This window comes from Rhodococcus sp. GB-02, from assembly GCF_053470465.1.
The window spans coordinates 1,624,458-1,642,064 of sequence record NZ_JBPUKE010000001.1 but is presented as its reverse complement, the minus strand read 5'-3'; the positions used below and the strand labels follow the sequence as shown (position 1 = coordinate 1,642,064).

The 17,607-nt window shown below is 60.8% G+C and carries 23 protein-coding genes; 9 read left to right on the top strand and 14 right to left on the bottom strand.

What is annotated here, in order from left to right:
• Window positions 1–71: 71 nt before the first annotated feature.
• The 4 genes from ACSW29_RS07865 to ACSW29_RS07850 form a co-directional block, all read right to left on the bottom strand.
• Window positions 72–995 carry a UTP--glucose-1-phosphate uridylyltransferase gene (locus tag ACSW29_RS07865; RefSeq protein ID WP_448276987.1) on the bottom strand — a complete coding sequence of 308 codons (924 nt, stop codon included), beginning with the start codon at window positions 993–995 and terminating at the stop codon, window positions 72–74.
• Between the two features lie 571 nt (window positions 996–1,566).
• Window positions 1,567–2,715: a beta-mannosidase gene (locus ACSW29_RS07860; protein WP_347873545.1), complete on the bottom strand. Its 1,149-nt coding sequence runs from the start codon at window positions 2,713–2,715 to the stop codon at window positions 1,567–1,569.
• Between the two features lie 46 nt (window positions 2,716–2,761).
• Window positions 2,762–4,495, bottom strand: coding sequence for an ABC transporter (locus ACSW29_RS07855; protein WP_448276986.1), 1,734 nt, complete (start codon window positions 4,493–4,495; stop codon window positions 2,762–2,764).
• On the bottom strand, window positions 4,492–6,453 hold the full coding sequence (locus ACSW29_RS07850) for a hypothetical protein (RefSeq protein WP_448276985.1): 1,962 nt from the start codon (window positions 6,451–6,453) through the stop codon (window positions 4,492–4,494). The genes ACSW29_RS07855 and ACSW29_RS07850 overlap by 4 nt, the downstream gene beginning before the upstream one ends.
• 305 nt (window positions 6,454–6,758) lie before the next feature.
• Here ACSW29_RS07850 and ACSW29_RS07845 point away from each other — a divergent pair, with 305 nt between their 5' ends.
• Window positions 6,759–7,481 (top strand): hypothetical protein, encoded by a 723-nt coding sequence (locus tag ACSW29_RS07845; RefSeq protein ID WP_230816393.1) that lies wholly within the window; start codon window positions 6,759–6,761, stop codon window positions 7,479–7,481.
• A 33-nt stretch (window positions 7,482–7,514) separates the two neighbouring features.
• On the opposite strand, the gene ACSW29_RS07840 is transcribed toward ACSW29_RS07845, so the two are convergent.
• The 8 genes from ACSW29_RS07840 to ACSW29_RS07805 all read right to left on the bottom strand — a co-directional run bounded on the left by ACSW29_RS07840 (window position 7,515) and on the right by ACSW29_RS07805 (window position 11,213).
• On the bottom strand, window positions 7,515–7,712 hold the full coding sequence (locus ACSW29_RS07840; RefSeq protein WP_230816394.1) for a CsbD family protein: 198 nt from the start codon (window positions 7,710–7,712) through the stop codon (window positions 7,515–7,517).
• A gap of 79 nt (window positions 7,713–7,791) precedes the next feature.
• Entirely contained in the window at window positions 7,792–8,055 is a 264-nt protein-coding gene (locus tag ACSW29_RS07835; RefSeq protein ID WP_230816395.1) for a GlsB/YeaQ/YmgE family stress response membrane protein, read from the bottom strand.
• Between the two features lie 406 nt (window positions 8,056–8,461).
• A complete protein-coding gene (locus tag ACSW29_RS07830; protein WP_230816396.1) occupies window positions 8,462–9,046 on the bottom strand; it encodes a hypothetical protein in 585 nt (194 codons plus the stop codon).
• A complete protein-coding gene (locus ACSW29_RS07825) occupies window positions 9,043–9,612 on the bottom strand; it encodes a DUF6286 domain-containing protein (protein WP_448276984.1) in 570 nt (189 codons plus the stop codon). The genes ACSW29_RS07830 and ACSW29_RS07825 overlap by 4 nt, the downstream gene beginning before the upstream one ends.
• The gene (locus ACSW29_RS07820; protein WP_448276983.1) at window positions 9,609–9,998 is read right to left on the bottom strand and encodes an Asp23/Gls24 family envelope stress response protein; all 390 of its coding nucleotides are present in this window, start codon (window positions 9,996–9,998) and stop codon (window positions 9,609–9,611) included. Before ACSW29_RS07820 ends, ACSW29_RS07825 begins: the two co-directional genes overlap by 4 nt.
• Complete coding sequence (locus tag ACSW29_RS07815) at window positions 9,991–10,170, bottom strand: hypothetical protein (protein ID WP_230816399.1); 180 nt, start codon at window positions 10,168–10,170, stop codon at window positions 9,991–9,993. The genes ACSW29_RS07820 and ACSW29_RS07815 overlap by 8 nt, the downstream gene beginning before the upstream one ends.
• A gap of 297 nt (window positions 10,171–10,467) precedes the next feature.
• The gene (locus ACSW29_RS07810; protein WP_317828220.1) at window positions 10,468–10,752 is read right to left on the bottom strand and encodes a hypothetical protein; all 285 of its coding nucleotides are present in this window, start codon (window positions 10,750–10,752) and stop codon (window positions 10,468–10,470) included.
• Entirely contained in the window at window positions 10,749–11,213 is a 465-nt protein-coding gene (locus ACSW29_RS07805; RefSeq protein ID WP_448276982.1) for an Asp23/Gls24 family envelope stress response protein, read from the bottom strand. The genes ACSW29_RS07810 and ACSW29_RS07805 overlap by 4 nt, the downstream gene beginning before the upstream one ends.
• Window positions 11,214–11,398: 185 nt before the next feature.
• Here ACSW29_RS07805 and ACSW29_RS07800 point away from each other — a divergent pair, with 185 nt between their 5' ends.
• Both ACSW29_RS07800 and ACSW29_RS07795 read left to right on the top strand, forming a co-directional pair.
• The gene (locus ACSW29_RS07800; RefSeq protein ID WP_347873539.1) at window positions 11,399–11,977 is read left to right on the top strand and encodes an RNA polymerase sigma factor; all 579 of its coding nucleotides are present in this window, start codon (window positions 11,399–11,401) and stop codon (window positions 11,975–11,977) included.
• Window positions 11,974–12,465, top strand: a complete 492-nt coding sequence (locus tag ACSW29_RS07795) for a hypothetical protein (protein WP_347873538.1) — start codon at window positions 11,974–11,976, stop codon at window positions 12,463–12,465. The genes ACSW29_RS07800 and ACSW29_RS07795 overlap by 4 nt, the downstream gene beginning before the upstream one ends.
• Window positions 12,466–12,680: 215 nt before the next feature.
• Here the strand turns inward: ACSW29_RS07795 and ACSW29_RS07790 are convergent, their stop codons facing one another.
• Window positions 12,681–12,929: a hypothetical protein gene (locus tag ACSW29_RS07790; protein WP_007726566.1), complete on the bottom strand. Its 249-nt coding sequence runs from the start codon at window positions 12,927–12,929 to the stop codon at window positions 12,681–12,683.
• A 152-nt stretch (window positions 12,930–13,081) separates the two neighbouring features.
• On the opposite strand from ACSW29_RS07790, the gene ACSW29_RS07785 reads away from it, so the two are divergent.
• From ACSW29_RS07785 to ACSW29_RS07770, 4 genes are all read left to right on the top strand, one after another.
• The gene (locus ACSW29_RS07785) at window positions 13,082–13,270 is read left to right on the top strand and encodes a PI-type proteinase (RefSeq protein ID WP_448276981.1); all 189 of its coding nucleotides are present in this window, start codon (window positions 13,082–13,084) and stop codon (window positions 13,268–13,270) included.
• Between the two features lie 275 nt (window positions 13,271–13,545).
• Entirely contained in the window at window positions 13,546–13,965 is a 420-nt protein-coding gene (locus ACSW29_RS07780) for an STAS domain-containing protein (protein ID WP_448276980.1), read from the top strand.
• Complete coding sequence (locus tag ACSW29_RS07775; RefSeq protein ID WP_448276979.1) at window positions 13,962–15,464, top strand: alpha,alpha-trehalose-phosphate synthase (UDP-forming); 1,503 nt, start codon at window positions 13,962–13,964, stop codon at window positions 15,462–15,464. Before ACSW29_RS07780 ends, ACSW29_RS07775 begins: the two co-directional genes overlap by 4 nt.
• Window positions 15,465–15,601: 137 nt before the next feature.
• Window positions 15,602–16,018 carry a hypothetical protein gene (locus ACSW29_RS07770; protein WP_448276978.1) on the top strand — a complete coding sequence of 139 codons (417 nt, stop codon included), beginning with the start codon at window positions 15,602–15,604 and terminating at the stop codon, window positions 16,016–16,018.
• On the opposite strand, the gene ACSW29_RS07765 is transcribed toward ACSW29_RS07770, so the two are convergent.
• Window positions 15,990–16,292, bottom strand: a complete 303-nt coding sequence (locus ACSW29_RS07765) for a MerR family transcriptional regulator (protein ID WP_230816408.1) — start codon at window positions 16,290–16,292, stop codon at window positions 15,990–15,992. The genes ACSW29_RS07770 and ACSW29_RS07765 overlap by 29 nt on opposite strands.
• Window positions 16,293–16,650: 358 nt before the next feature.
• On the opposite strand from ACSW29_RS07765, the gene ACSW29_RS07760 reads away from it, so the two are divergent.
• Complete coding sequence (locus ACSW29_RS07760) at window positions 16,651–16,809, top strand: hypothetical protein (protein WP_317828227.1); 159 nt, start codon at window positions 16,651–16,653, stop codon at window positions 16,807–16,809.
• An 84-nt stretch (window positions 16,810–16,893) separates the two neighbouring features.
• Window positions 16,894–17,439, top strand: coding sequence for a Dps family protein (locus ACSW29_RS07755; protein WP_230816410.1), 546 nt, complete (start codon window positions 16,894–16,896; stop codon window positions 17,437–17,439).
• The last annotated feature ends 168 nt before the right edge of the window (window positions 17,440–17,607 follow it).

Here is a 17,607-nt window from a genome sequence, read left to right as displayed (position 1 = left end):
GCACGCAGAAATGGTGCGGATTCTCTTGCACCAAAACATATTTCGACCTCTGGTGTCATGGGTGGGATTCTTCAGTAGGTCAGCTGCGGATCGGGCTGATCCAATCGTTCCTTGAGCCAGACTCTCAATTCCGGTCCGTACTCGGTGCGGCTGAGCGCATGGTCGAGAGAAGCTCGCAGAAAACCGCCCGGGTTACCCAGATCGTGGCGGGTACCGTGATGGACGACGACGTGAACCGGATGGCCCTCCGCGATCAACAGCGCTATCGCATCCGTCAGTTGTAGCTCTCCACCTTGACCTGGCAAGATTCGCCGGAGTGCATCGAACACGGCTCGATCGAGAAGATAGCGTCCGGCCGCGGCGAGAGTGGACGGAGCATCCGCTGGGTCCGGCTTCTCCACCATGCCGACCACCGCGAGCACATCGGGATCGTCGCCTTCCACAGGTGCTTGCACGTCGAACACTCCGTAGGCGCCAACAAGATCCGGCGCGACGTCGAACGCGCACAGCACGGAACCGCCGCGCTCGGCACGCACCTTCGCCATAGCGTCGAGAACGCCGCAGGGGTGAACCAGGTCGTCGGGAAGCAGCACCGCGAACGAGTCCTCGTCCGCATCCAGCACCGATTCGACAAGACCGACAGCGTGTCCCAATCCCAGCGGAGACTCCTGCACAACCGGCTCCACCGAGATCAGGCCCGGAGCACGCCGCACGCGCTCGAGCAGATGATGCTTTCCGCTGGCCGCAAGCTTGCCTTCCAACACCAGATCCTCGACAAAATGCCCGACGACCGATGCCTTGCCCGGCGCAGTGACGATCACCAGACGTTCCGCGCCTGCCTGCGCCGCTTCGCTTGCGACCAGCTCGATCCCGGGTGTATCGACCACGGGGAGCAACTCTTTCGGAACCGTCTTGGTGGCCGGGAGGAAACGAGTCCCCATCCCAGCAGCCGGCACCACCGCAGTCTTGAAAGACCGTTCAGCGCACCCTGTCATCGTTCACCTCTCCGCTCACGCGATGTTTCACACACTTACCGTTACGCGCATGCAGCGGTCGTCCCCTCATTTAGACGACCGAGGCTCACACCGCATGTACAGCCTGCGCACAAGGTCTACCGGGCGACCGATGCCGTCGCAAGTTGACTCGAACTCGGAATTCGTTGCGCGCGAGAGCTACACACCACCCCGCATTGTCACTCCCACGACGGTCGCACCAAACTCCGCTCACTACCCGTTACCACGGCGAACTGTCGTGCCCGCTTTTCGACGTCAATCAGAACGGGACCGCCCTGTCAACCAAAGGGGCAGGTACAGCACAACTTCCGATCGCAGCGGTCCGATCGAACCGTCCTCGTGCGACCGGACGTAGGTCCTGCGGGCGCCGCGTCGATGGTCCCGCCCGGTCGAGGCGGCTTTCAAGTTCGGTTATCCGCAGGTGAATGCCACTGAATGCCATTGAATACAAACGAAATACGATCATCACATCACAAAGACACGTTCAGGTTGTTATCAAATCGTGATCAAATATCCGCTGCGCGAATAGTAGAAGGGTCGACCGGAGACCGCGCTAACCTGCCAGTGAAGTGATCACGTCGAAGAGTGGATCGTCAGGCCCGATGTCCATCGTGCACTCGTTCGGACGTGGATCCGGAACGAAGGCCCACAGGAGGGCTCCCGCCGTGCCGGCCGCCTTCTGCCCCGTCAGCTTCGTCTCGATATTCGTGGCTCTGGTCGCCAGTGATTCGCAACTGCCCGCCAATTCGCCTGTCTCGGCGACCAACAACGGCTTCCCGACGGTCGTCGCCTGTTCGATGCGACGCGCCAGTCCGTTCCACTGATCGCCCGGAAGCGGTACCCCGTCCGCTCCGTAGTCGTGATACTGCAGAACGTCGACGAAGTCGGACTCGCTCACGTATTGGTAGTCGTCACCAGCAGTGCCGCACTGACCGCCCCCGACGTATCCCGCCGTGATCAGAGTGTTCGGATCAATCGCGCGAAGCTCGGCGCCTGCCGTGTCGAAGAACTCCCGCAACACCTGCGCGGAATCAGACGGACACGTTCTCGTCCACCAATTGCAGGCCGCGTCGGTACACAGACTTGGCTCCGGCTCCCCCACCAATTCCCACGCCGCGACGGAAGGTTCGTTCTTCCAGCGGTCGACGGCGGTGTGCATCCAGTCCTGGAAGCTCATGGTGGCTCGACCCGGGATCAGGTTCGCGACCTTCCAGTCGTCGGTGTACCAATCCCTGGATTTGAATTGCCCGTCATCGCACCCACTGTCCTGGGGTGAAAGCACCGGAATCGTGAACTGGTTGTGCCGCGCCGCAGCGTCGAACACCGCGTCCATCGGGCCGAAATCCATCTCTCCGGAGAATTTGTTCACCGCAAGAGCTTGGAAGGCGTTGAAGCGTGTGACGGAGTTCGGTGGCAGCGAACCGAAGTACGCGTCGAGGTCGACCATGGCGCCACAGCCGAAGTTCACCGACCAATCAGTGGCCAGCTGATAGGCATTGAGCCCGGTAGGCCACCATGGCTGTCCGTCCAGTGTCAGTCCGTTCGACGACGCTCCGACCCGAACCTGCTTGGGAGAATCGGCTCCCGCGGGCATCACGAACATCCCCACCACCGCCGCGACGGCCACAACACCGGCTACAGCGGAAGCGACACGGCGCCGGACTGTGCCACGCTCACGCGGACGCACTTCTTCAGAAGACATCTGCAACCATCCACGTCATACGGACAATCCTCCCATACGAATTGCCTCATCGACCCGTCTGGCGTTCACCGGTGATGCGATACAAACGCCAGGCCGACGGGTCCATGCCGCCGTCGTTGGATACTTCGAGCGCCAGCGCTCCGACCCCTCCGGCGCCGGTGTCGTACATCGTCGGATAGCGCCGATTGACGGCGTCCGAAACGCCACGACCGGTATTCGGAACCGACAGGATGTACTCGACGTGATGTTCGGCGGGGTTGTTCAGTACGCGCACGAAGTCCGCATCGGAAGGCACGACAAACTGCCGAGGGTTGTTCGAGGATGCCACGACGGCATAGCTCTCCACGGTGTCGAGCAGAACCGAACCCTCCGGCAGATCCAAGTCGTCCAAATACTTGGCGATGCGACGCTCGGCCGCAAACGTGCGGAGATTCGTCTGCTCCTCGAGGTTCTTCCGGCCCGGAATGATCGCGCTGGCAATGGAATGCTCGAGCACTGCGAGCCGGGCATTACCCATCGCGACAAACGTGACCAATGTCGACCCGACCAGCAAACACAGAGAGATCACAAGGGGCAGAGAGGGTCCCGACTGCTCAGGGTACGTCGTCACCGAGCGTGACGCAGCAGACCCCGGTCGGCGCGTGACAACCGGAACGCCGCGCGGAGCGATCAGCACGACCAGCACGAAGCACAGCGGAATGATCGAAATGTAGAAGCGCAGAAGGGGAAACGTCGAACCCATCACGTAGAGCAGTGTCTGAGCGCCGAGGATCGCGCCGAACAGCACAAGAGGCACGACCACTTCGGCGTCCCGCCGCCGGAGTGCGTAGATGATTGCCAGGACCGCGAACACCGGGAGCGCCGGCCCGAGTACGGCCATTTCGGTAATAGAGAAAGCAAGGCGTGTAATCGGCGAGTCGGTTCCGGCCCCAGCCTGCTCGAGGATGGAACTGTTCCCGTACACCGACGAGAACTGTTGGAACGCTTGACCCGTGATGAGCCAGCTGGCAAACGACCACAAGACGAACGCCAGGAATCCCGGCATCATCACGACGACACCGTCGAGTGCCGCTGCCCAGAGCCGCAAGCCAGGTCCCGCGCCCTCGCCCCGTTCCTCTTCGGTCGGTTGAAAACGAAGCCAACTCACCACAGTCACCAGCACAACCGCGACGAACAGCGGTGCCAATGCGTCGTATCGGGTGAGGTACGCCAGTGCAAATGCGAGGCCGGCACCGATAAGGTCGTGTACGTCGTCGCTGCGAATCCACCGAATCAAACGACGTGTCGCCCACAGAACGAAGAACAGGAACGGGGCTTCGCTCATTCCGCTCGCCGCGTACATGACGATCATCGGATTGACAGCGAACAGCACGGTAAGGACGACGGTGACCCATCGCGCACACCCACGGTCGCGACTGATCCCGCGTATCTGAATCACCGCACCAGCCATGAACGCCGCGGACATCACGACCGCAGTGATGTTCCACCGCAGCAGGTCCGGCCACCAGTGGCCCATCAGGCCCATCGGAATCTGGACGGCCGCCGTCAACGGGGTGAACACGAATCCGATCGCCGCGAAGTGCGGATCACGGCTGAGCAGCATTGCCGACACCGCGGCAACACGGCTGAGCGAGTCGGTGAAGATGAAGCCGATGCCGGCGTTCATCCACACACCCAACGTGGTGTAGATCGCGAAGAGGACAACAAACATCCGCCAGGGCTTGCGGCCCGGCAGGTCGTGGACCGCGACGGACGGGGCCGGGCGATCGGTGACGGTCACTGTCCTCTACGCCTCGTCACGAGCACACCGCCGACGGCCACAGCGATCAGAACCACGGTCCCGAATCCGATCCAGCCGATCGTGACTGCACTCGGGCCGGTCTCTTCTTCGGCGGATGTCGCAGTGCCCAACGGTGCGACGTTGACTCCGATGTCGAACGGCTCGCCGCCCGCAGGCGCCACCAGTAGATCGCCCGTCAGTTCTGCGAATCTGTCCTTCCCACCTTCCAACCAGTTGAGCAGAGCGTCGGCGTCGGCCGCATTACCTTCAGACGTCAGTGCTACCACTTCGTTATGCGAACCCGAAACCACCTGCAAGGCACCGTATTGCCCACCGAATTCCAGGCCTTGCAAGCGCAGGAGCCCTTGATCTGCCGTGTCCATGGGGAGAGCAACCGGAGTGGGCAGGGTTCCGTCCGCCGCGATCAACAACGCCGGCAGCGAACTGGTCGCGGCGTCGCCGAACGGGAGTACACGCGGTTGCATCGGCAGGTAGCTCAACCGCTGCATCGCGACAACGAGGCGCTGAGCCCGAATGAGATCTGCAAAATCACCTCGACTCAAACCGACGTCGAGCGTGGGCAGCATCGACTGCGGCAGGGCCTGGAATCCTCCTGGCGTCGGCGGAAATCCGGTAGAGGAGGTGATGGTGCTTGCCGGATCGACGGTGAGGGAAGAAGGACTACTCGTGCCGCACTGAAAGTCGCCAGTCACGTCCATCGAGACCTCGAACGTCAAATCGCGCCGCAGGAGTTCGTTCGGAACATCGACCCCGATGTCGAAGCGCCCGGTCTCGTTCACCGTTTGCGAGGCAAGTCTCGTATCCCCGAGCGAGATCGAAAGCTCTCCGTTGCGCGAATTAGGCAGCGGCACATAGGAACCGATCATTCTTACCGACACGTCTTTCATCGGACGCCCCAACTGCGATTGACTGAACGGAACGTCGACCTCGATGTGATTGAGACCGGAGGCCGTCAACGTTCCGAGCTTCAGTTGACCGACGGTGATCGCGTCCTGGGAAATCTGTGCGACTGTGTTGTCCGGCGACGCCAGCGCTCTGCTGGCCGCCCAGTAGCCGTCGAAGTTCGCCGCCAAGAGACTGACCTGAGGGACGAGGGTCTTGTCGTCCCCCGAAATCCGCAGCACGGGTGAACCATTGGGAGTCGCCGCAAGATCGATTCCGGCGTCCCCGCTGTTGCCGAGCACGACAGCTCGCTCGAACAGTCCCGGCTCGGCGGACGGTAGGCTCTGGCCGTTCGGCAGCTGTTCCACCACCACGGCGTGGGGCTGACTTCCGTACTTGTTGACAATCGCTGCACTCAGTTGCAAAGCCGCACTCTGCTGCGACCCCGACGAGCCGTCCGTAACGTAGATGGTTGCCTTCCTCAAAATCGGAGGAAAGAACGTCGCCACAGTTCTCGGCTGCTGCTCGGTACCGTCGTAGGCGACAAAGGCATCCCTCAGCGCGAGGGGCTGGTATCTCGTTCGGTCGTAGCAACGGTCGTCGACGGGAACGAGGTGAGCGATCATCGACACGGTCACGCTACGGTCGACTACTTCGAGCCCTTGCAACGGAACCGAAATCGGTAGACCGGTTCCGGCTTGACCTGCGTCGAAATCGACGCGGCTCACCAGCCGGCCGTCGGCAGTCACTTCGAGCCAACCCCGACTGAAGTCGGTCGGAGCGGTCAGGATACCGGTCACGGCAGTTGCGGTCAGTCCGTCCGGCACCGGCACGGTCACCAACACGGGCGCGTCATCGGAGGAGAACACGATGTCTGTGCCCCGCCCGAGTTCAGTGAAGGAGATCGGGGTTGTCGCGCCAGCGGCCACCGAAGTGTCGGAGTCGTCCTCGAAATCCTGGGCCGAGGCCACACTGCCGAGCGGAAGTAATACAGCCACCGCGACAGCCACCGGCATTGCCAGCGCGCGCGTCAGCCAGGTTCGAGTGTGGCCCATCAGTGTGTCTCCTCGACATCTTTTGTTTCCGCGCAATCACCAAACACAAATCATGAGTAGCAATCTCGCCAGTTCGCTACGGTCCCAGGTCCGATCGCACCGTTACGGACAAACAAACCATAACGACCAATTTATGTGTTTGGCTAATTATCCCGTCGGGCGAGACTTTTGTTACGGCGCGTCACATGATTAGCAATCACCGCCACTGGGAAGCCGAAAGAATCCGCACGAAAGCCCGTCCATACGCCTGAACGTACGTCCAGTTTAAGCGATTCGCAGGTGGAAAGTTCTCAGATAAGGATGCCGTGACGATTAATTCGATCATTCCCGTCGGCAAGAACGCGATCGGAACACTGATCGGCGCACCGTTCCAATTCGCATCATCGCTGCGCATGGCCAGGGCTTTCCACCCTTACGGGCTCGAACTGAAGGGAACATTGAAACCGGCCACTCCCTGGTGGCCGGTATCGGAATCGTCGACGATTACCGTCAGCGCTCGAATGTCGAAGGCACTCGGAACACCGGGGGACCTACCAGACGTACTCGGCCTGGCTCTTCGATTGCATGATGTCGGCGCCGATGAAATCCCGTGGGACATTCTTCTCGCAACATCAGGACTTTCTACCTTCTCGAAAATGTTTCCCGCTCCGGCATTCTCATGGAACGGCGCGAGATACAGCACACTGGTTCCTTACTCACGCGCGGGCGGCGCCGCAGCGTGGCTGATCGTGACACCGCGCGGCGTCCACCCGACCGGCACTTCACTGCCCGCACTGAAGGCGGCCGTCGATCATTCCCCTCTGCACTTCTCCGTCTACCTAGCGAGAATTCAACGTCAGTTGATTCCGATCGGACACCTCTGCCTCGACGAAGTCGCGGACCACCCGGATTGCCTCCAGCCGTCCTTCGATCCGATTCTGAACAGGCCGACCCACATGCGCATGCTTCCGGAGTGGCTCGCGGAAACGCGGAAGTTCGCGTATCGCGGTAGCCGCAACGGTCGAGGAGACACAAAAAAGCGCGGTTGACCGAACTTGCCGATCAACCGCGCCGAAGCTCACTCAGCTGGTGAATTTGTCCTTGATATCCGAGACCTTGTCACTGACAGCGTCTCCGGCCTTCTTGACCTTTGCCTCGCCCTGATCGGCAACACCTTCGGCCGCCAGATCATCGTTGCCCGTGGCATTCCCGAACTTTTCCTTCGCCTCGCCGATGAGATCCTCAGCGCGGTGCTTTGCCTTGTCGATGAAGTCAGACATGTGTTTCTCCTTCTAGGATTCGGCCGTGGGATTCGGTCGTGTATTCAGTCGAACTCGAACAGCGTGTAATAGATGCGGGTCAGCGTTTTCCGGTGACTGCCTTGACCAGGAACAGCAAGATGACGGCACCGAGCAGGCAGGTGAGGAAGCTGAAGATCCAGCCCGCACCCTCGACATCGAAACCGAAGACCCGTAGCAGGAAGCCACCGATCAGGCCGCCGATCACACCGACAACGATGTTGAGGAGAATTCCCTGCTGGGCATCGGTTTTCATGATCTTACTGCCGATCCAACCCGCCAGTCCGCCGATGATGATCCAGGCGATGATTCCGAGTGAGAGCATTGTGACTCCTTGAGGTAAGGGACGGCGCAATGAGAGACTGCCGGCGAAGGGAGAGTTCCACGCGATCGGCCCGCGCAACTAGACCGTGATCGCGGGTTGTGTTTGCACACAACCGGACTCTCCGCCGCACGACGCGGGGGATCGTGCACTCGGTAGCAGCCACATTGTCTGCTTACCTTTCTATCAGGTGGTCACGACAGAACCAAAACGACTGGCGATTCAACACATACGACGAACAACACTCACCGACCCACACATGATCAGCGTCACGACGATTGCGATCACCATCGATGTCGCAGTCGCCACAAGAACCGTGACACAAAGTGCCACAGCAACATCCATGATTCTGTGCACAATGGGGAGGTCTACCAATACCCGGTCGTCAGGTGGCTCAAACCTCGATTGATCAGAGAGTTCTCGGCTCATCGTGTTTCGTACTTTTCACGGCGATGCGAATTCTGGTCGCGACGGACGAATCGCCGACTACCGCCTGGACTTGATCGCCTGTGTTGGCAACCCGAGAAACCAACTCGGGCAGCGTTTCCGATCCGGATACGACGCTCCGTCTCAAGGTCACCCGCAAATCGATTGTTCGAACTCCGCGGTCGACCAACGCTTTTCCTCGGACACCCGATACTTCGTCGAAGTCCTCCAATGATGCAGTCACTCCTTCGGCGACCGCACCCAGATCCGCGGTGATCGAATTGTGAGAGTTCGACCCCGGAACCGTGATCTCCTTCACCCGCCGAAGCGGCACATGAGAGATCAACCACCGCAACGCGAGGAGGGCAAGCAGAACTCCCCCTACCCCGACGGCCCATGGCCACCACGAGCGGTCGCCGAGATCTTCAGCCCACGGGATGTCGATTCGCGCCGGCAGATCCTTGATCACGTCGAGATTCCAGAGGATCGCTGCGACTCCCAGCGCTATCGCGAGTAGTCCTGCGATGCACGTCGCCACGCGATCTATCACCGTCGCCGTTCGGGTCATGATCTTTCCCCCGTCTGGATGCGAATCTTGATTCGAGGGGACGGTGACAACGTCTGGGCCAAGTTCCCCAGCACGGCACGGATTTCCGATTCCGCGGTCGCGGCACCATCGGGCGTGACCGAGGCCTTCACTTCGAGCTTGCGCCGAGTCGCGTGTGACGAAGCGGAGCGAACATTAGTCAGCGACTCGACGCGTACCGACGCTATCGCTGCTACATCGGCGGGATCGATCCACGTGTCAACGACTCCGACCAAGGCATTGGCAGTTTTTCGCCGCGGTTTGAGTCCGAGGATCACGAACCACAGGCCGAGGACGACGGCTGCGATTCCGGCCGGCAACATCCAGCCCTGGTAGGCGAGCCCGTCCACATATTCGAAAGCCCCTGATATCCAATGCGACCCAGTGATCGCGCCTAGGTCCACAAGGGCGTCTCGAATCCCGACCACGCCGAGCGCAAGTACCGCCGCTGCGATCAGAAATCCGGTGAACGCCGACCCTGGCGTCGCCAAAGGAACCGGAGCCGCAACCCTCGAGGCGGTAGGTAGTACGACCTTGTCCGAAGTCATTGCACTTTCCTTCCCGCATCACCCTTGGTCGATGCCGGGAGAACGCTCACGATCGAGACGTCCACGCCGTCTACGTCCAATCCCGAGACCGATTCCAACTGGGCCCTCACGTTGTCTCGCACCGCGGTGCCGATGACCGACAAGGATCCGGGCCACTCGATCGCGATGTCCACCTTGGCTCGTACCCGCCTGCCGGACAACAGCACTCGTGCCCTCGGCAATTCACGCCCGGTCAGTTTGTCCATGCCGCCGGCGTGGTGACGCACCCCCGGCGTTCCGCGAGTCGCCTCGAGCACCAACTTCTGCGCGACTCTGTCTCGAATCGTCAGTGATCCGCGTACGCCCGGCTCGCCAAGCACAGACTCCGGCAGAGCTGTCTCAGCCACGACCGCGACCCTTCAGCATCACACCGAGATCGAACTCACCGTCACGCTGACCACCGACGAGGTAACCGACCACGCCGAGAACCAGCGCGATGAGGAATCCGGTGAAACCGCCTGCAGCAGCTGCGACTCCGAGAAGTAGTCCTGCCAGAAGGCCGACAGTCGAGGTGGTCATGTGAATCCTCCGTTGTGGATGATGTTCAAATGTGCGAGTCAGATCTCGGTATAGGTCTTGGCGCCCGGTAGCCGAGCGCGCACCCGGGTGTACTGGGCCCGAACGGGTCTGACTATCTGTCGCATCGTGCCGCGCAGCGTCGGACGGACACCCACATCGATCGGGGATGCGAAGTCCCGGTCGATGCGTTCGAGCGCTCTATTGAGCGCGTCGGCTGATCCCCCAGCATCGGGGTGGTGCTTCCTGATCGCCGCTCGTCGTGCAGAACGGCGATCAGGCTCTGTACCGCGGGAACGCTCAGGCATTGTGCGGGCGGCCTACTACGTCTTCCACTGTCACATTCACGGGGCCGGAAATGAGTCCCGAAATGGCTTGGCGGATGCGTAAAGCGGTCTCTCGAACGGCGGCGTCGGCGAAGATGCAGACGTGGACGTCGGTCGACGACTCCGTCACCCGCACGCCGACGACACGACGACCGGGAAGGTAGGTGCCGACCTCGCCGAACATTCCGGCATGAAGTGATGCGACGCCGGGTACAGCCGTCACGGCCTCAGCGACGGTGTCAGCGATTTCGGAACTCACTGCACCCGGGTGGTCTTGGGCTCGCCTGCTTCGTCGTCGCTGCCCTCGTCGAGGTGAACGTCGTGAACCGTGATGTTCACCTCGGTCACTTCGAGACCTGTCATCCGTTCGAGCGCTGCGATGACGTTGCGGCGAATGCCGGTGGCCAGGTCCGCGAGTGATACGCCGTACTCGGCCACGATGTCGATGTCCACCGCTGCCTGCTTTTCGCCGACCTCGACCGATACTCCCTGGGAGTGGTTGACACTCGCGCCGGGAATCCGCTCGCGCAGTGCCCCGACGACCCGGGATGCTCCGCCGCCGACGTCGTACACACCGCTCACCTCTCTGGTGGCGATGCCGGCAATCTTCGAGACAACGGTGTCGGCGATCGATGTCTTTCCTTGCGAGCTCACCAGAGCCGAGTCATTCGATGATGCAACATCCTTCGTAGATGCTGTCGCAATCTGCGTGCTGACCATTGCCATCTCCTCCTGTTGATCGATCTACCTGTGTAGTCGTGACTCGAAGGCAAAACCGAATGTCCCAGTCGGGTGACGTGCGTCACTGACATTTATTAGTTACGGTCCGTAACATCCAACGCCCCGGCTGGACGAACAATCCTCGAACGCAGCCGAGTTTCCGCATTTCTGTGAGAGGAGCGACTGTGGCGTTACCGCACACACAGGGGCTCACGGGAGCGCCTGACGGCCTGGACACCGCGACAGTGGACGCTGCGATACTCGGCGACCGACAAGCATTCGAGTCACTGGTGCACCACTACGGACCAGCGCTCCACCGCTATGCACGTCGAATGCTCGCGGACGAAGGCGACATTCTCGAAGTAGTTCAGGACACCTTCGTGGCCGCGTGGCGTCAACTCGATTCGTTTCGTGGTGAATCGTCGATGCGAACATGGCTTTTCGCGATCTGTTCCCGAAAGATCGTGGACAGCTACCGAATCAAGAGAGCTCAACCGATCGACGACAAGCTGCTCGACCCTCTTGTACCGTCTCCCGAAGCCGGTCCATTCGACACGACCTCGAACTCCGCCTTCCTGGAGGCGCTGGAGGAAGCGTTGGGGGAATTGCCTTATCGCCAGCGTGCGGCCTGGACGCTGCGAGAGGTGGAGATGCTCACGTTCGTTCAAATCGGAAAGATTCTAAGACTCACTCCGGATGCGGTGCGTGGGCATCACCACCGTGCACGGGCTAACCTGAGTGAACGAATGACGAGGTGGCGATGACCGAATCACGAACCGACGCATTGATGGCCCACGCATCCGAGGCCCTGCGAAATGCCCCGGAGCCAGGCTGGGATCGAATCAGCGACAAGGTGATCCGGGCGCTCCGATCGACCTCGGCATCGGGCTGGCCACTGAACGCACACGCGTCCGAGGGTCCACGTCTCGGCACGGTGTCGGTAAGCGATCACGTACTCCGCACCCACCTCGCCGCAGAGATACGTTCTCGACACCACTGCTCACCGAGCAGCATCGAGTTCTTTGTCGACGGCCACGAAATACGTTCACTACGTATCGAACTGGCTGCGCCCTACGGAGTTGATCTGGCCGAGCTGTCGGATCGGGTGCGATTCACGGTCGTCGATGTCGTTCACATGATCCTCGGCAATATGGAACCACAGTTCTCTGCAGAGAGCGTCCACATCGCCGTGACCGACATCGTGGACGATCTACTTGCCGAGGAAAACACCAAAAGCCGTTCCGAACACTAGGTGTTTGTTCAGCACGTGTTTGGGAACCCGGCACTCATGACGACTCCCCCACCCCCGGATCCGGGCCCTGTTCCCGACCCCGGGTCGCCGACACCACCCGCGCCGACACCACCCGATCCGCTGAATCCGCCACCCGTGCCGCCCACTCCAACGCCACCGAACCCGTATCCCCCGGATCCGATCCCGCAGATCTGAAGTCGGCTGCCGCAGGGAGTTCAGCCGCCGAGTTCTGCGATCATCTCGCTCAACGATTCTGCGGCGATACGCAGTTCGCCTTCGTCGGGATTGTCGGGCGAGGAAGGCAGGCGTTCGGCCAACTGCTCGCGAGTGACAAGCGAGATACCCTCGAGGCCGAACCCTTCTTCATCGGGGACGTAGATCTCGATCTCGCCCCCGACCGCTACCAATTCCGAATGGGGGCCGCTACCCAGCAGTGCACGCAGGTGTTCGGTCGTCACGGTCATATGGTTCACGTGAAATCTCCTGCTTCGGTGACAGCTGACTTCGCTGGTTGTCGATTCGACCTGACGCACTACCCCCTACTGAGTACCCCCCGCGGGTGAGCAGGAAACGACGAGTACATGAACAACTACTTCCCGAAGGGAACGCAGACACCATGAGCGAACAGACTCCCACCGACCACACCGATCAGACGGACGAGCCGCGGACCACCGGCACCGACCACGATCCCGGCACCAGTCCCGACACCGCACACAAGGACGTTCAGACCGATCCGTCGGGCGAGCCTACGTGGGCCGACGAGGGCGGGGCGACAACCACCGGTCCGGCGACTGACACCGCCTGATCTCGCCCGGCCCGAATCATCGGGACCAAGGTCCCGTGAGTCCGCGCTCACGGGGCCTTGAAATCCTCACGGATCTAACGCTTTTCACCTGCGGTTTCGCGATGCGGTAAGGTAGGCACCCAGCACGGTTGAGCACCCAGCCGTTGAAGACGTGCACGGTTCGCGTGTTGCTTCCCGTGCCGTTTCCCGGTTTCGCACGAAACCGTTTCGAACTAGGCCGTTTCGAACCAGACCGATTCGAACGAACCGTTTCGAGCAATCCGTCAGGAGTTTCGATGAACGAGTTTTCGAGAACTACAGATGAGCGTGCCGACAGTCCCCCGATTTTCACCGTCACGTCCGCGGAAAACATTCAGTCACTGGTGGTCAGCGGCGAGATCGACATCCAGTCCCGAGCTGATTTTGCTGCCTGCGTCGATGATCTGATCAGCGAGCATCACCCGTTCGTAGTCGACTGCTCGGACGTCCAGTTCATCTCCGTCGGAGGTCTTTCCATCATCGAAACTCTGTCGGCCAAGGCTCGAAGGCTCGGCGTCCCGTGGACACTGATCGCAGCGCACCCCGTCAGGCGCCCGCTGTCCCTGTTGAAGATGGATGCCGACATCGTGTTCACCGACTCGGTGGCCGAGGCGGTCACCTACCTGTCCGCTACCGCCATCATGGACGAGACCCTGGCGGAGCCGATGTCGGCGTGAGTAACGATCTCGAAAGGCTCTCCGAATTCGTCGTTGTCGCCAACCGACTGCCCGTCGATCTGGAAATCGACGACACTGCAGCCGACGAGGACGGAAGCAAGAACTGGAAGCGAAGTCCGGGTGGGCTCGTCACCGCGCTCGAACCCATCTTGCGGCAGCGAGACGGCGCTTGGGTCGGCTGGCCGGGCGTCGCAGACGAGAAGGTCGATCCCATAGTTGTGGACGGCCTCCGCCTCTTTCCCGTCGAACTGACCTCTCAGGACCTCGCCGAGTACTACGAGGGGTTCTCCAACGACACGTTGTGGCCGCTCTACCACGATGTTCTGGTGGCTCCGACGTTCGAGCGATCGTGGTGGCACACATACGTCGCGGTCAACCAGCGGTTCGCCGAGGAAACCGCACGTTGCGCCGCGGACGGAGCTACCGTCTGGGTGCAGGACTACCAATTGCAACTCGTGCCGGCGATGCTTCGTGAGCTGCGGCCGGACCTGACTATCGGGTTCTTTCTTCACATTCCATTTCCTCCCGTCGAGCTCTTCATGCAGCTGCCGTGGCGCAAGGAGATCGTCAAGGGGATGCTGGGCGCCGACCTGATCGGCTTCCACTTACCCGGTGGCGCAAACAATTTCCTGTTCTTGGCCCGCAAACTACTCGGCTTGAAGACGACAACCGCAGGCGTCGGTGTGCGAAGTGCGCTGGGGCATGTCGATTTCGATTCTCGCGTGGTCAAGGTGGGAGCATTTCCCATCTCCGTCGATTCCGCCGAACTCGAGCGCCAGTCGAAGAGCGAATCGGTGTTGCGCCGCGCACGCGAATTGAAGGAAGAGCTCGGCAATCCCGAGAAGATCCTGCTGGGAGTCGATCGCCTCGACTACACCAAGGGCATAGACCTGCGGCTGCAGGCCCTGAAGGAACTTCTCGACGAGGGCCGCTTGGACCCGGAGAAGTACACGATGGTGCAGCTCGCTACGCCCAGTCGTGAACGCGTGCAGCACTATATCGATCTACGCAGTGTCATCGAGGAACAGGTGGGTCGCATCAACGGCGACCACAGTCAGATCGGCCGCCCCGTCGTTCACTACCTGTATCAGCCGGTCGACCGAGAAGAACTGATCGCGCTGTTCGTCGCTGCCGACGTCATGCTCGTGACTCCGATGCGCGACGGGATGAATCTCGTGGCCAAAGAGTACGTAGCGTGCCGCGGCGACCTCGGTGGCGCTCTCGTTCTCAGCGAGTTCACCGGCGCTGCAATGGAATTACGACAGTCATATCTGGTCAACCCGCATGATCTGGACGGCGTGAAGAATACAATCCTGACCGCAGTTCATCAGGATCCGAAAGAGGGCCGTCACCGCATGGCTGCCCTGCATCGCCAGGTCATGTCACACGACGTGCATCAGTGGGCCGAGTCGTTCCTGACCGCACTTGCCCCGACTGAACCGCGCCCGGAAGATCAGTTCGTCACGGAGCGCGAGTCGGACTTTGCGCGCAACAACTGACCACCGAGGGCTTGAGTCAAGGGTGTGCAGATACTCGAGCTAGGATTGGTTTCAGTTCATCGTCAAGCAGCGGCTGCGAACTGATCTCCTCGCCATAGCCGTGCAATGCTGCATCGGCCCAGAAAGACAGGCCGACCATGCCACTCACGATGAAGTACTCAGAGACCTACAACGACGCTCTCATTGCGCTCGCCGCCGCCACTCATCGGCCGGCCAATGTGGTGAATCTGTTCGGCGAGTACGCTATTCGTGTTGATCTCGAGTACAACCGATACTTACTCGCCACCAATACCGTTGCCGGGCTTTCAGATCAGCCTGATCTGGGCGACTTGTGGCTGGTGAGATTCTTTCAGTCCGAATTGGCCGACACTCCCGATCAACTGCTCGCAGAGGCGTCGCATCAATGGCTGGTCGATGCCCTGGATACAGCGCTGGAGCAGATCGAACGTGCCGGCAACAAGATCGTCGCAGATGCAGATTTCGGCGACCCTGCGCGCACCGACACACCGTCGCACCCCACGGAAACTAATCGGCTTCCGCAGTCAACTGACTGATCCGAGCCGCCAGAACGGCGTTCTCGGCTTCGAGAGACAAGATCAAACGAATTCCGACAAGATTGACTCCGTCGTCGATCAGCGCGGTGATTCGTCCGAGCGTATCCAGATCAGCCTCGCTGTACCGACGCGTACCGCCATCCGTGCGCGTCGGTGTGAGCAGGCCCCTTCGCTCGTAGAGGCGCAGCGTTTGAGGTCCCACTCCGGACAGTTCTGACATCACTGAGATCCCGTACACGCCACGCAGCGCCCGGGTCTGAGATTCCGACGTCACTGGAACCTCCTAGTTCGGTGTCGGCTGCCTTCGTCGGCGTTATTCGACCTTAGCACCATCGCGCAGTGAATCTGACGCGGACGACATAGATTCAAAGGTGTCCAGGACCACTTGCGGCAAAAATCGCGGAGCCGACAGAGCATGTAAGGGCAGGTGAAGCGCGTTTTCGTCGAGAATCGGCACACAACTTGCTTCTACAGTTGGAACGACGCAACCTTGCCAATTATCTACATTGGCTGATATAGATTTTGTAGCACCTGAAAGCGCCATAACCGGCACTCGAAGCTGCAGAACACCCAGACGTCGGAGTTGGTGGTTCAGCTGACTCCCACACGGCACACTCTTCACCGGGAGCAAGATGACGACGATCGACATCCCGCCAACACAGGGCGAGAGCAACACCGGCATCGGAATCACTGCCGCAAGCGCGACTTTGACGACCGTAGAGGTCAAGCGCCGAATCGCGATGATGTTCGGCGACCCGGTGACAGAGGAACCAGTCGCACTCGCGCACTGAACCTGACCGACCCGCGATCCGATTGACGATGGCGCGCGACCGCCCCATTGGAGGGCGATCCCCATCATGACGAGAGGAAAACATATGTCCGAGTTCACCGTACCGGGGCTGAGCAGCGCAGACGGCTCGACCGTCGCCGACACCCTGCAGGAACGCCTCAGCGCCTACAACGACCTGCACCTCACGCTCAAGCACGTCCACTGGAACGTCGTTGGACCCAACTTCATCGGCGTGCACGAGATGATCGACCCGCAGGTGGAGCTGGTTCGCGGTTACGCCGACGATGTGGCGGAACGTATCGCGGCACTTGGCAACTCGCCCAAGGGCACCGCAGGAGCGATCGAACGCGACCGGACGTGGGACGACTACTCCGTCGGCCGCGACGATGCCCGCGCTCACCTCGCGGCGCTCGACCTCGTCTACACCGGGGTCATCACAGACAGTCGCGCCGCAATCGAAAGCGTCGGAAAGATCGACCCGATCACCGAAGACATGCTGATCGGCCAGACCGCACAGTTGGAAAAGTTCCAGTGGTTCGTTCGCGCGCACCTCGAGAACTCCGGTGGCAGCCTCGTACACGAAGGCGCGTCCACCGAGCAGGATGCCGCAAATGAGGCACGCCAGAACTGATTCACCGTCCTCGATTTCGGCCGATCGGGGGTCGGCCGAAATCGCGCCCCCAGAACCGGAAAGGGTAGGAGCATGTCTGCGGACTCGCGCGGCACGTCAGCACAAACCCGTCGCGAGTATCAGATGTTCGTACTGCAGCAGCGCTTGTTGTTCGGATCGATCGTGGCA